Source organism: Streptomyces sp. NBC_00091 (genome assembly GCF_026343185.1).
In the GTDB taxonomy this organism is placed as follows: domain Bacteria; phylum Actinomycetota; class Actinomycetes; order Streptomycetales; family Streptomycetaceae; genus Streptomyces.
Genome location: NZ_JAPEMA010000001.1, coordinates 129,902 through 142,920, shown reverse-complemented (window position 1 = coordinate 142,920; position 13,019 = coordinate 129,902). Strand labels below are relative to the sequence as shown.

The following is a 13,019-nucleotide window of genomic DNA, read 5'->3' as shown; positions in this document are numbered from 1 at the left end:
GTAGCGGTAACAATTGATCCGGGGTCAGCCCTGCTGGGCGCCGCCGGCCAGCGCGCTCTTCGCCTTCCACTGGTCCCACGACAGGTTCCACTCGCCGTACCCGTTGCCGAGGTCGGCATTGCCCTTGGAGCCGCTGCCGACCACCTCGAAGGGGTCGCCGACCTGGACCTGCTCGTAGAAGGACTTGGCGTTGGCGTCGCTCATGCCCACACAGCCGGAACTGGTGTTGGCGCTGCCGAAGTTGGCGGAGTTCCAGGGGGCGGCGTGCGCGTACATGCCCGACCAGGTCAGCCGCATCGAATAGTCGACCATCTTGTCGTAGGCGTCGCCCAGGCCCACCGTCTGGGAATCCATCCGGATGGTGCCCTCCTTGGCCATCAGCACCATTTTCCCGGACCAGGAGGCCTTCTTGCCGCCGGGAGTGCCGGCCGAGACGGGAATCGTCCTGACCGCCTGTCCGTCCTCGGTGACCGTCATCTTCTTGGTGTCGAGGCTGACCTCCATCCGGCGGTCCTTGCCTATCTTGAACTCGGTGTTGTAGTCCCGGGCGAAGAGCCCGCCGCCGGCACCGGAGTCCACTCCGTTCAGGTCCATCTCGACCTTCACGTCGGTGCCGGACTTCCAGTAGTCCTTCGGCCGCCAGTCCACCCGGTCCTTGCCTGAATAGTCCTGGAACCAGCCCCAGGAACCCTCGGTGTTGTTCGAGGTGGTGACCTTGAGCTGCTTCTCGACCTCGGCCTTGTTCTTCACCGGATTGTCGAAGACCAGCGAGACGGGCATCGCGACGCCCACCGTGCTGCCCTTCGGGATGTTGATCGAGACCTTGTTCACCTTGTCCGCGGCCGAGGTCCTGAACTGGGTGCTCGCGTTCTGGCTGGCGGTGTTCTGCGCCTCGACCTTGTAGTCGGTGCCCGGCGAGGCGTTGCGCTCCGAGGTCCAGGTCCGCCCGTCGGCGGATATCTGCCCGGGCAGCTCCCCGCCCTTGCCGTCCGTCACCTTCACCAGCGAGAACTTCCCGTCGGCCAGGGTCACCTTGACGGGCTCGCCCGCCTTGACCTGATTGCCCGTGAGGTTCACCGAGATCGCCATGGCCGGGCTCTTGTCCGGGTCCGCCTTCCCGTCACCGCCCGCGCTCCCGCCGCCGGAGCCGCCCCCGCAGGCGCTCAGCGCGAGGGTGAGAAGTGCGGTGCCCGCCAGCATCGCGTGTCGGGTGCGGCGGCGCGGAAGTGCGGTGCGGCGTGTGCGGCTCAACGAAAACCCCTCCGAAATAACGATCGTCCTCATATGAGGAGTGAACGGGGCAACATTAGGTTGCGCATTCGGCGGAAAAACTTCTTCCCCGGGGTTGTGACAGGGGCCGCAGCGGAACTGTTGCCATCCGGTCACATTCGGGGGCTCTTTCCGGAAACCGGCCGGCCGGAATTCGCCAATCCCCGCACCGGGACCGGAATAAGGACCTTCGGCGCGCGGGCCGGGGGCCGAAAGGCCCTACCGCGACGGAGAATTCACCGGAACCGGCCGGTGGCCGGCTGCTCCGGCGGCCCGGGGTACCCTCCACCTTCGGCTCGGCGAAGGGAAAGACCCCGATGTACGGATCCACCAGCAGCACGGCACCCGTGCGGGCACCGGCGCCGGCGCCCGCGCCGCAGAAGATCTCGGTGCTGCGCAGCGGTGCGCTGATGGCGGCCGGCTCCGTGGTCTCCCGCGCCACCGGATTCGTCCGCTCCGCCGTGGTCCTCGCCGCGCTGGGCGCCGGGCTCCTGGGGGACAGCTATGCCGTCGCCAACACGGTCCCGAACATCATCTACATGCTGCTGGTCGGCGGCGCGCTCAACGCCGTCTTCGTCCCCGAGCTGGTGCGCGCCGCCAAGCAGCACCGGGACGGCGGGGCCGCCTACACCGACCGGCTGCTGACCGCCTGCACCGTGGCGCTCCTCGTGCTCACCGCCGTCGCCGTCCTCGCCGCCCCGCTGATCGTCCGGGCGTACACCCCCGCGTACACGGACGCCGAGCGGAGCACGGTCATCGCCCTGGCCCGCTTCTGCCTGCCGCAGATCCTCTTCTACGGGCTCTTCACCCTGCTCGGGCAAGTGCTGAACGCCCGCGGCCGGTTCGGCGCGATGATGTGGACCCCCGTCCTCAGCAACCTCGTGATCATCGGCGTCTTCGGCTTCTTCCTGTACGCCTCCCACGGCGGCTCCGAAGGCCTCACCGCCGCCGAGACCCGGCTGCTGGGCCTCGGCACCACCGCCGGCATCGTGGTCCAGGCCCTGGCCCTCCTCCCCTCCCTGCGCGCCGCCCGCTTCCGCTGGCGTCCCCGCTTCGACTGGCGCGGCAGCGGCCTCACCCGCCCCCTGCGCAACGCGGGCTGGCTGGTCATGCTCGTGTTCACCAACCAGATCGCCTACTGGGTGGTGACCATGCTCTCCACCACCGTCGGGCACCTGCCGGGCGGCTTCGGCTACGCCGCCTACAGCAGCGCCTACCAGCTGTGGATCGTCCCCCAGGGCATCATCACCGTCTCCCTGGTCACCGCCCTCATGCCCCGGATGAGCTCGGCCGCCGCCGACGGCGACCTCACCGCCGTCCGCGAGGACGTCTCGTACGCGCTGCGCTCCAGCGCCGCCCTCGTGGTGCCCGCCGCGGCGCTCTTCGCCGCGCTGGCCCCCTGGGTGATGGACTGCGTCTCCGGGTACGGGGACGTCACCCCCGCCGAGGTCGGGGCCATGGCGGGCATGCTCACCGCCTTCGCCCCCGGCCTGATCGCCTTCTCCGCCCAGTACGTACTGGCGCGCGGCTTCTACGCCCTCTCGGACACGCGGACCCCCTTCTTCCTCAACCTGGTCATCGTCGCGCTCAACGCCGGCCTGTCGTACGCCGCCTACCTGCTCCTGCCGGCGCGCTGGGCCGTGACCGGCATGGCCGGAGCCTCCTCCCTCGCCTTCACGGCGGGCGCCGCCGTCACCGCGTACACCCTCTCGCGCCGGCTCGGCCCGCGCGCCGGCGCCCGCGGCACCGCGGCGCGTTCCTCGGCCCTGGGCACCCACCTTCGGCTGCTGGCCGCCTGCCTGCCCGCGGCCGCCGCCGGGTACGCGGCCGCCCGCACCGCCGACGGCCTCGGAGCCTTCGCTGCGGCCGGGGCGGGAACCGTCACGATCGCGCTGGTCGTCGTACTCCTCGCCGGGCCGCTGCGCCTGGCGGAGATCACCGACCTGCTGGACTCCCTGCGCCGGAAGGTCGGCTGTTAGGGGGTGTCTTGTGGGTCAGGCCGGATCAGGGCGCGGTGCCAGGCGTCGCGAGCCCGGCCTGACCCACAAGACACCCCCTATAGGAGGAAAGCGTATGAACCACCCTGGGATACTGGCCGGATGCCACGCGTACTGCTGATCGAGGACGACCCTTCCATCCGGGAAGGGGTCGGCCTCGGCCTGCGCCGCCGCGGCCACGAGGTGAGCGCCGCCGCCACCGGCGAGGAGGGACTGGACCTCATCGCCGGCTTCCGCCCCGAGCTGGTGCTGCTGGACCTGATGCTGCCCGGGATCAACGGCGTCCAGGTCTGCCGCCGGATCCGGGAGACCAGCGAGGTCCCGATCATCATGCTCACCGCCCGCGGCGACGACTTCGACATCGTCGTCGGCCTGGAGGCCGGGGCCGACGACTACATCGTCAAACCCGCCCGCACCGAGATCATCGAGGCCCGCATCAAGGCCGTGCTGCGCCGCCTCGGCGACCCCTCCGGCCGGCCCGGCGTGGAACACCACGGCGAACTCGCCATCGACCGCGCCGGGCTGAGCGTCGCCAAGAACGGCGAGCGCGTCGCCCTCGCGCCCAGCGAGATCAAGCTCCTGCTCCACCTGTCGGCCCAGCCCGAGCAGGTCTTCTCCCGCCGGCAGCTGCTGGAGTACGTGTGGGAGCACAGCTACCACGCCGACGCCCGGCTCGTGGACGCCTGCGTGCGCCGGCTGCGCAACAAGGTCGAGGACCCCGAAGGCGCCCCCCGCTACATACAGACGGTGCGGGGCTTCGGCTACCGCTTCGGGCCGCTGGGACCATGAGGAGTCTCGCCCCGCTCGGACTGCGCACCCGGCTGATCGCCGCGTTCCTGCTGGTCGCCACGATCTGCGCGGTCAGCACGGCCGCCCTCACCTACCGGCAGGCCCGCAGGGCGGTCCTCACCCAGAGCCAGGACACGGCGGTCAGCACCCTGCGCGACCAGCTGGAGGGCCAGGCCATGACCCTGCCCATGGACCAGCAGCAGCTCCAGCGCCTCGTCAACGACCTCGGCAAACGCGGAAAACCGCACTCCTGGGTGGTCTACGGCGAGTACGGCGCCCTGCGCGCCTCCTCCAACCTCACCCCCACCACCTCCGGCGTCCTCACCGACACCCTGCGCAACCAGGTCGCGGCGAACCCGCACGGAGCCTTCCAGCGCGTGGCGGACGGCCGTGGCGAGCCCTACCTGACCATCGGCATGCCCGCCGTCTTCTCCCACAACGGCAACCGCGAGCCGACCGGCGTCACCGTCTACGCCGTCATGCCGCTGACCAGCGAACAGCAGACCGTCGAGGCCATGGTCGAAGCCGCCAAACAGGGCGCCGTCCCCGGCCTGGCCATCGCCCTCGTACCCGCCCTGCTCGCCGCCCGCAGCGTCCTGCGCCCCGTACGGGACATGCGGCGCGCCGCGCAGAACCTGGGCCGCGGCCGCCTCGACACCCGTATCGAGGTCAGGGGCTCCGACGAACTCGCCGGCCTCGCCCACACCTTCAACGACACCGCCGGCGCCCTCGAGGAGTCCGTGGCCGAACTGCGGGAGGCGGAGGCCCGGGCCCGCCGCTTCGCCTCCGACGTCTCCCACGAACTGCGCACCCCGCTCGCCGGGATGCTCGCCGTCACCGAGGTGCTCGACGAGGACGCCGGACACCTCGACCCGGACACCGCCAAGGCCCTGCGGCTGATCAGCGCGGAGACCGGGAAGCTCGCCGTCCTCGTCGAGGACCTGATGGAGATCTCCCGCTTCGACGCCCGCGCCGCCGAACTCAACCTGGACGACGTGGACATCGCCGAGGCCGTGGGCAAGAGCCTGGAGCGCCGCCACCGGGACGACGACCGGATCACCACCGACCTCCCCGAAGGGGTCCGCGCCCGGCTGGACCCGCGCCGCTTCGACGTGGTCCTGGCCAACCTCGTCGGCAACGCCCTGCGGCACGGCGACGCCCCCGTACGGATCGCCGTGCGCACCGAAGCGCACCCCGGCGGGGAACGGCTGCTGCTCGAGGTCGCCGACAGCGGACCGGGCATCGCCGCCGAGGTGCTGCCGCACATCTTCGACCGGTTCTTCAAGGCCGACGCCGCCCGCGCCCGCTCGGCCGGCAGCGGCCTCGGACTCGCCATCACCCTCGAGAACGTCCGGCTGCACGGCGGCACCCTGAGCGCCGCCAACGCCCCCGGCGGGGGAGCGGTCTTCACCCTCGACATGCCCCTGGAGGCCGTCGCATGAGCCGGATCCGGGGCATCGCGGCCGCCACCGCCCTGCTCGGCCCGCTGCTCCTCTCCGGCTGCGGGATCAAGCCCACCGGGGTCGTGGAGAGCGGCGCGGCCGCCAAGGTCGCCGTCGCCGCGCCCGCCCGCACCTCGATGGCCTACTTCGTCACCCCCGAGGGACGCCTCGCCCCCTCCCCGCAGCCCGAGCACACCCGCGACGGGCCCCGGGGCAGCCTGCGGGGACTGCTCGGCGGGCCCGGCGGCGCCGAGGCGGAAGCCGGACTCGGCACCCGGCTGCCCCCGGTCGAGGAGAAGGAACTCGAAGCGATCGGGGTCGGCTTCACGGCGCGGGACCGGCTCGAGGTGCGCCTCCCCTTCCCCGTCGCCGGCCTGGACCCGCTCGCCCACCGCCAGCTCGTGTGCAGCGCCCTGTCCACCCTCGACCCCGTCTTCGAGGTGGTGCTGCGCGGCTCCGACACCGAGCTGGAGGCGGCCCGCTGCGCAGCGGGGGGCTAGGCCGTCTCTTTCGGATCTTGCCGGGCGGCGCGGGTCTGGGGGCACCTCCCAGCGGTAGCTGGGGGAGCAAGATCCGGAAGAGACGGCCTGAGCGCCGGAGGGGTTGCGGCCGGGCCCGGGGTGCCGCCACCGTGTGGACCATGGAACGCGCCGCCCGGGCCCCCGGCATCCCCGACGTCTTCGACCCCCGCGTCTACGCCGAGGGCGTCCCGCACGAGCGCTACCGGCTGCTGCGCGAGCGGCACCCGGTGGCCTGGCAGGAGGAGCCCGAGGTCCAGGGCTGGCCCGCCGGGCCCGGCTTCTGGGCCGTCACCCGGCACGCCGACGTCGTCCGCGTCCTGCGCGACCACGCCACGTACTCCTCCTGGCTCGGCGCCACCCAGATCCGCGACCCCGACCCGGCCGACCTGCCGTTCCTGCGGAGCACCATGCTCAACCAGGACCCTCCGGAACACGGCAGGCTGCGCCGCCTGGTCGCCCGCGCCTTCACCCCCGCCCGGGTCGACGCCTTCGCGGGCCGGGCCCGCGAGCGGGCCCGCACCCTCCTCGCCGCCGCCCGGGAGGCCGCCGAGGACGGCGCCGCCGACGTGGTGCGCACCGTCACCGACGAGTACGCCCTGCTCAACCTCACCGACCTGCTGGGCGTCCCGCCCGCCGACCGGGCCCTGCTGCTGGAGTGGACCGTACGGGTCATCGGCTACCAGGACCCCGAGGACGCCCCCGCGCCCCTCCTCGGCCCGGACGGCAAGCCGCTCAACCCGCGCTCCCCGGCGCTGCTCGGCGAGATGTTCGGCTACGCCCGGGAACTGGCCGCGTACAAACGCGCGCACCCCGGGGACGACGTGATGACCGCCCTGGCGCAGGCCGGACTGGACCCCGCCGAGCTGGAGATGTTCTTCTTCCTGCTGACCGTCGCCGGCAACGACACCGTACGCAGCGCCGCGCCCGGCGGCCTCCTCGCGCTGGCCCGCGACCCCGACGCCTACCGGCAACTGGCCGACGGCACGGCCCCGATGGAGCGGGCCGTCGAGGAACTCCTGCGCGTCCACCCGCCGGTGCTCAGCTTCCGCCGCACCGCCGCCCGCGACACCGAACTGGCCGGAACCCCGGTCCGCGCAGGGGACAAGGTGGTGGTCTTCCACGCCTCCGCCAACCACGACGAGCGCGTCTTCACCGACCCCCACCGCCTCGACCCGGGCCGCTCCCCGAACCCGCACGTCTCCTTCGGCGACGGCCCCCACGTCTGCCTCGGCGCCCACTTCGCCCGGCTCCAGCTGCGCACCCTCTACGAGGAGTGGCGTACCGCCATGCCGGCGCCGGAACTCGCGGGGGAGCCGCGCCGGCTGGTGTCCAACTTCATCAACGGCATCACGCGGCTGCCGCTACGGGTGTCCGGGCCGCCGCGGTGACGTCCGCGACCAGCTCGGTCACGTCCGGCCCGTAGGCATCGGAGTTGATCACCTTCAACATCACGCAGAAGGACTCGCCGCCGTAGTCGCGGGCCAGCCGTTCATGGTGCCTGGCCAGATAACGGGCGGCGGCCTGGTTGCTGTTGGCGGTCTGCCCCGACAGCAGGAACACCGGCCGGGAGCCCCGCCCGGTCGTCAGCCGCGCCAGCAGCACGTACTCGACCATGCCCTTCTCCCAGCGGTACGTCTCCCCGCCGACGCGGATGGCCCCGCGGTCCGGATCCCCCTGCTCGAGGCCGATCTCGGTGCGCACCCCCGGCAGCATGGAGGCCAGGTGCGCGGTCGTCCGGGCGTTGGAGGACGGCCCGCCGACGCAGAACTCGGCCCGGTCGCCGAAGCCCTGGCGGGCCGTGTCGTGGGTGACGACCTGCACGGTCGCCCCGCAGTCCTTGATCAGGGCGGATATTTCCAGCAGCGCGAAGGCGTCGCTGCGGTGCAGCGAGGAGTCCTTCCCGCCCATCTGGCGGTTGACCACGAACAGGCAGTCCGAGCCCGTCGGCAGCCCGAAGAAGGCCTGCTTGCGGCGGAGCGCGCGACGCCAGACGTAGGTCCGGGTGAACCAGCCGAACCCGCCGCTGCACGCGGTCGCCACCACCCCCAGCACGATGTTGCGCACGTCGTCGTTCATGCGGCGGATGGTAGCCGTCACACGGCCTTCATGACGCGGGGGGTGTACGGAAGTTAGGCTGCCGATCCTGGATCTGACAGGCAGTCGACTGGAGGAACTTGGATGCGCGCTTCCGCAGCACGTCAGTTGGCTTTCGCAGCCCTCGCCGGGGCGCTCGTCTCCACCGGGGCCGCCGCCCCGCCCCCGCCGGCCGCGACCCCGCCCAAGGTGCCGGTCGCCGCCGGCTACGGCGGGGCCGTCGCCAGTGTCGACGCCGACGCCTCCGCGGCCGGCATCGCCGTCCTGCGCTCCGGCGGCAACGCCGTGGACGCCGCGATCGCCACCGCCGCCGCCCTCGGGGTCACCGAGCCGTACTCGGCCGGCATCGGCGGGGGCGGCTACTTCGTCTACTACGACGCCGCGTCCCGCCGGGTGCACACCATCGACGGCCGCGAGACCGCGCCCGCCTCCGCCACCGCCGGGCTCTTCCAGGAGAACGGCGCCCCGATCCCCTTCGCCGAGGGCCAGACCAGCGGCCGCTCCGTCGGCGTCCCCGGCACCCCCGCCACCTGGAAGAGCGCCCTCGACTCCTGGGGCTCCCGCCCGCTGGACCGCCTGCTGCGCCCCGCCGAGAAACTGGCCCGCGACGGCTTCACCGTGGACGCCACCTTCCGCGCCCAGACCGAGGCAAACCAGGACCGCTTCAAGGACTTCCCCGACACCAGCAAGCTCTTCCTGCCCGGCGGGCAGCTCCCCGTGGTCGGCTCCACCTTCAAGAACCCCGACCTGGCCGCCACCTACGCCGAACTCGCCCGCAAGGGCACCGGCGCGCTCTACCGGGGCCCGATCGCCGAGGACATCGTCAACACCGTACGCAAACCCCCGGTCGACCCGGCCGCCACCCGCAACGTCCGCCCCGGCGACCTCACCACCGCCGACCTGCGCGCGTACGCGACCAAGCGGCAGGACCCGACCCGGATCGGCTACCGGGGCCTGGACGTCTACAGCATGGCCCCCTCCTCCTCCGGCGGCACCACCGTCGGCGAGGCGCTGAACATCCTGGAACGCACCGACCTGTCGAAGCTGTCCCAGACGCAGTACCTGCACCGCTACATCGAGGCCTCCCGGATCTCCTTCGCCGACCGGGGCCGCTGGGTCGGCGACCCGGCCGCCGGGTCCGTCCCCACGCGCGAGCTGCTCTCCCAGCGGTACGCGGACACGCGCGCCTGCCTCATCCGGCCGGACCGGGCGCTGACCAGCCCGCTGGCCCCCGGCGACCCCCGGAACCCGGCCCCCTGCGCCACCACCGGCGAGGCCGCCCCCACCACCTACGAAGGGGAGAACACCACCCACCTGACGGTCGCCGACCGCTGGGGCAACGTGGTCTCCTACACCCTGACCATCGAGTCCACCGGCGGCAGCGCCATCACCGTCCCGGGACGGGGCTTCCTGCTCAACAACGAGCTGACCGACTTCTCCTTCGCCCCGGCGGCCCCCGGGGTCCCCGACCCGAACCTGCCCGGCCCCGGCAAGCGCCCCCGCTCCTCGATGTCCCCGACCATCGTCCTGGAGCACGGCCGCCCGGTCCTGGCGGTCGGCTCCCCGGGCGGCGCCACCATCATCACCACCGTCCTGCAGACCCTGACCGGCCACCTGGACCGGGGCCTGCCCCTGGTGGACGCCATCGCGGCCCCGCGCGCCAGCCAGCGCAACCAGACCACCACCGAACTGGAGCCGGGCCTGTGGAACAGCCCGCTGCGCACCGAACTGGAGGGCCTGGGCCAGGCCTTCCGGCAGAACCCGGAGATCGGCGCCGCCACCGGCGTCCAGCGGCTCCCGGACGGCCGCTGGCTGGCGGCCGCCGAGACCGTCCGGCGCGGCGGCGGCTCGGCGATGGTCGTGCACCCGCACGGGAAGCCGTAAGGACCAACCCGCACGGGGAGCCGTAAGGACTACAGGGCGGTGAGGATCCTCGGGCCGTCGGCGGTGATGGCGACCGTGTGCTCGGCGTGGGCGGCGCGGGTGCCGTCGGTGGTGCGCAGGGTCCAGCCGTCGGGGTCGCAGGTGTAGTCGTCCGTGCCGCCCGCGATCAGCATCGGCTCGATGGCGATGACCATGCCGGGGCGCAGCTTCATGCCGCGTCCCGGCGGGCCCTCGTTGGGGACGCCCGGGTCCTCGTGCATCTCGCGGCCCACGCCGTGGCCGCCGAAGCCCTCGGGGATGCCGTACCCGGCGGAGCGGCAGACGGTGCCGATGGCGTGGGCGATGTCGCCGATCCTGTTGCCGGGCAAGGCGGCGGCGATGCCGGCCGCGAGGGCCGCCTCGGCGGTTTCGATGAGCCGCAGGTCTGCGGGGCGGGCCCGGCCGACCGTGAAGCTGACGGCCGCGTCCCCGGCCCAGCCGCCCAGCTTCGCCCCGCAGTCGATGCTGACCAGGTCCCCGTCGCGCAGCCGGTAGCCGTCGGGGATCCCGTGCACGATCGCGTCGTTGACCGAGGCGCACACCACGCCCGGGAAGGGCACCGGCGCGAAGTGCGGCCGGTAGCCGAGGAAGGGGGAGGTGGCCCGGGCCTCGCGCAGGACCCCGCGGGCCACCGCGTCCAGTTCCAGCAGGGACACCCCGACCCGGGCGGCCTCCCGTACGGCGGCCAGGGCGTGCGCGACCACCCGGCCGGCGGCACGCATCTCGTCGATCGCTTGATCCGTCTTCAGTTTCACCATGCCAATAACTATACCGGTATAACTTTACCGGGATAGTTATTGGGCGACGGGGTAGGATGGAGTCATGGTCCGTACCCCCCTGACACCCGAAGAGCGCGAGCGCGGCGAGCGCCTGGGCGCACTGCTGCGCGAGGCGCGCGCCGGCCGCAGCATGGTCGAGGTCGCGGCCGGCGCCGGGCTCTCCGCCGAGACCCTTCGCAAGATCGAGACCGGCCGGGCGCCCACCCCCGCCTTCTTCACGGTCGCCGCCCTGGCCGGGGTCCTCGGGCTCTCCCTGGACGAGGTCATGCGGCGCTGCGCCCTCGTGCCCGTCTGAGGGCGCCCGCCGTGGATGCCCGCCCGAGGACGCCCGCCTGAGGGGCGTGTCCGGCGGCCGAACGGCGCAACCGGCGGTGCGGGCGGCGGTCTCCGGGGCACAGGTGAGGTCGTGTCAGCCATGAACGCATCGAAGCGACTCGGTCTCGCACTCCTCGGCGCCCTCCTCGCGGCCGGGCTGCTGGCCGCTGCCTGCACCACCCCCGGGGGCCGGGCCGGAGCCCTGGCCCCGGCCGCCGTGGACGCGGGTTCGCCGTCAAGGTTTGAGGCTCCCGTAGCCCGCCCGTAACACGGGTGGGATGCAATGCGTCCATGGAGACGCCGACTGCGCTGGTGATCGGGCAACTCACGGACTACCTGCGGGGGTTGACGCAGAGACTGGATCCCGGAGCCGGCTGGTACGGAGAGTTCCTGCGGCGGGATCCGGAGGGGATGCGCGCCTGCCTCGACGGGGTCGCGATGCCGCCGTGGGACGTGCTGGAGTCACTGCTCGGGGACCTGCCGGGAGCGCCCGGGAACACGGCGGGCGAGGCCGAGTACGCGGCCTCGCTGCGGGCCGCCGCCGTCGCCGCGTGGGACGCGATGCCGGGCGGGGCGCAGGAGGTACGGACCCTGCTCGCCGCGGCCGCCCGGCAGCGGGCCGTCTCGGAGGAGGCGCTGCGGACCCTGACCGCCCGGCTCGGCGGTACCGCCGACCCGGCGCAGGCGGCCGCGCTGGCCCGGGAGCTGGCCTGGACCCGGGACGACGCGGCGCGCGCCGCCGCGCGGTGCGCGGACCTGGCGGCCCGGCTGGCGGCGCTGCCGCCCGAGCCGCGGCCGGAGCCCCTGCCGGCCGTGCCGGCCCAGCGGGAGGGCCGGTGGCTGCGCGGGGCCCGGCGTGCCGGGGGCGCCCGGTACGCGGGCACGGCGGCGGCCGTGACCCCGCCGCCCGCCCCGGACGGAGCCGCCCCGGAGCTGCCCGTGCCGCCCCCGCGCGGCGCCCGCTTCGGCCACCTGGCCACCGACCGGACACCGCCGGGCACCCGCACGGGCGTCCGGGGCCGGAACCGCGGCGTGCCGGCCGCCACCGCCACAGCTCCGGCCCCGCCGGACCGCCCCCACGGCACCGGCCCGGCCACGGCCCCCGCGCACGCGGCCCCCGCCCGGCCCGCGACCGCCGCTGCGGCGCCGGACCGGGCGCGGTACGCCGACCCGGCCGCCCCCGGCGCCGGCGGCCCGGCCTCCGACCCCGCCTCCGCCTCGGCCCCCGCCCCCGGCCCCGGCCCCGACCCCGCCTCCGCCTCCGCCTCCGCCTCCGCCTCCGCCCCCGCCGACCCGGCGGCCGGGGACGCCTCCGTGTGGGGCACCCCCGCCGGGGCTCCGGGGGCCGCCCCGCGCGGGCGCTTCGTCGCCGAGCTGCTCGCCCTGCGGGCCCAGGGCCGCAGCGGGGAGGCGCACGCCCTGCTCTGCGAGGCCGCCGCCTGGCCCGCCGCCGAACTGCCCGGCCTCGCCGCCGAACTCGGCCGCGCGGGACTGGCCGCCGACTGGGCCACCCTGCTGTGGGAGGCGGCCTCGCTCCCGCCCGACCGGCTCGCCGCGGCCGCCGCCGCCCTCGGCGAGGCGGGCCGGGAGGCCGACTGCGACGGGCTGCTGCGCCAAGGGGTGGCCCGCCCGGCCGCCGAGGTGGCCGAAGCCGCCCTCGCCCTCGGCGACGCCGGCCGGGACCGCGAGGCCCAGGCCCTGCTCGGCGCCTTCGTCAGGCTGCGCACCGCCGAGGAGGCGGCCGGCCTGGCCCGCCGGGACCCGCACTGGTTCGCCCCCCGGCTGCTGCGCGCGGCCCGCGCCCTGTCCGGGACCCGGCACCGCGATCTGGCGCACGCCCTCCGGGTGGCGGGAATCGCGGTGGCCTGAACCGCCCGTCCGCTGACCGCA

At 74.1% G+C, this 13,019-nt stretch carries 12 protein-coding genes; 9 read left to right on the top strand and 3 right to left on the bottom strand.

Annotation, left to right across the window (positions count from 1 at the left end; translation table 11 throughout):
- Positions 1 to 24: 24 nt before the first annotated feature.
- Complete coding sequence (locus OOK34_RS00645) at positions 25 to 1,200, bottom strand: Ig-like domain-containing protein (protein ID WP_267036577.1); 1,176 nt, start codon at positions 1,198 to 1,200, stop codon at positions 25 to 27.
- 386 nt (positions 1,201 to 1,586) lie between these two features.
- Here OOK34_RS00645 and murJ point away from each other — a divergent pair, with 386 nt between their 5' ends.
- The 5 genes from murJ to OOK34_RS00620 all read left to right on the top strand — a co-directional run bounded on the left by murJ (position 1,587) and on the right by OOK34_RS00620 (position 7,406).
- Complete coding sequence (gene murJ, locus OOK34_RS00640; RefSeq protein ID WP_267031882.1) at positions 1,587 to 3,248, top strand: murein biosynthesis integral membrane protein MurJ; 1,662 nt, start codon at positions 1,587 to 1,589, stop codon at positions 3,246 to 3,248.
- A 120-nt stretch (positions 3,249 to 3,368) separates the two neighbouring features.
- The gene (locus OOK34_RS00635; protein ID WP_267031881.1) at positions 3,369 to 4,055 is read left to right on the top strand and encodes a response regulator transcription factor; all 687 of its coding nucleotides are present in this window, start codon (positions 3,369 to 3,371) and stop codon (positions 4,053 to 4,055) included.
- A complete protein-coding gene (locus OOK34_RS00630; protein ID WP_267031880.1) occupies positions 4,052 to 5,497 on the top strand; it encodes an ATP-binding protein in 1,446 nt (481 codons plus the stop codon). Before OOK34_RS00635 ends, OOK34_RS00630 begins: the two co-directional genes overlap by 4 nt.
- Positions 5,494 to 5,997: a hypothetical protein gene (locus tag OOK34_RS00625; protein WP_267031879.1), complete on the top strand. Its 504-nt coding sequence runs from the start codon at positions 5,494 to 5,496 to the stop codon at positions 5,995 to 5,997. Before OOK34_RS00630 ends, OOK34_RS00625 begins: the two co-directional genes overlap by 4 nt.
- 140 nt (positions 5,998 to 6,137) lie before the next feature.
- The gene (locus OOK34_RS00620) at positions 6,138 to 7,406 is read left to right on the top strand and encodes a cytochrome P450 (RefSeq protein ID WP_267031878.1); all 1,269 of its coding nucleotides are present in this window, start codon (positions 6,138 to 6,140) and stop codon (positions 7,404 to 7,406) included.
- Here the strand turns inward: OOK34_RS00620 and OOK34_RS00615 are convergent.
- Positions 7,366 to 8,094, bottom strand: a complete 729-nt coding sequence (locus OOK34_RS00615) for a hypothetical protein (RefSeq protein WP_267031877.1) — start codon at positions 8,092 to 8,094, stop codon at positions 7,366 to 7,368. The genes OOK34_RS00620 and OOK34_RS00615 overlap by 41 nt on opposite strands.
- A gap of 102 nt (positions 8,095 to 8,196) precedes the next feature.
- On the opposite strand from OOK34_RS00615, the gene ggt reads away from it, so the two are divergent.
- Positions 8,197 to 9,996: a gamma-glutamyltransferase gene (ggt, locus tag OOK34_RS00610; RefSeq protein WP_267031876.1), complete on the top strand. Its 1,800-nt coding sequence runs from the start codon at positions 8,197 to 8,199 to the stop codon at positions 9,994 to 9,996.
- Positions 9,997 to 10,025: 29 nt separating this feature from the next.
- Here the strand turns inward: ggt and map are convergent, their stop codons facing one another.
- A complete protein-coding gene (gene map, locus OOK34_RS00605; RefSeq protein WP_267031875.1) occupies positions 10,026 to 10,793 on the bottom strand; it encodes a type I methionyl aminopeptidase in 768 nt (255 codons plus the stop codon).
- A gap of 64 nt (positions 10,794 to 10,857) precedes the next feature.
- Here map and OOK34_RS00600 point away from each other — a divergent pair, with 64 nt between their 5' ends.
- The 3 genes from OOK34_RS00600 (at position 10,858) to OOK34_RS00590 (ending at position 12,998) form a co-directional block, all read left to right on the top strand.
- Positions 10,858 to 11,109, top strand: coding sequence for a helix-turn-helix domain-containing protein (locus OOK34_RS00600; RefSeq protein ID WP_267031874.1), 252 nt, complete (start codon positions 10,858 to 10,860; stop codon positions 11,107 to 11,109).
- A 120-nt stretch (positions 11,110 to 11,229) separates the two neighbouring features.
- Entirely contained in the window at positions 11,230 to 11,397 is a 168-nt protein-coding gene (locus OOK34_RS00595) for a hypothetical protein (RefSeq protein WP_267031873.1), read from the top strand.
- A 23-nt stretch (positions 11,398 to 11,420) separates the two neighbouring features.
- Complete coding sequence (locus OOK34_RS00590) at positions 11,421 to 12,998, top strand: hypothetical protein (protein ID WP_267031872.1); 1,578 nt, start codon at positions 11,421 to 11,423, stop codon at positions 12,996 to 12,998.
- Positions 12,999 to 13,019: the final 21 nt, after the last annotated feature.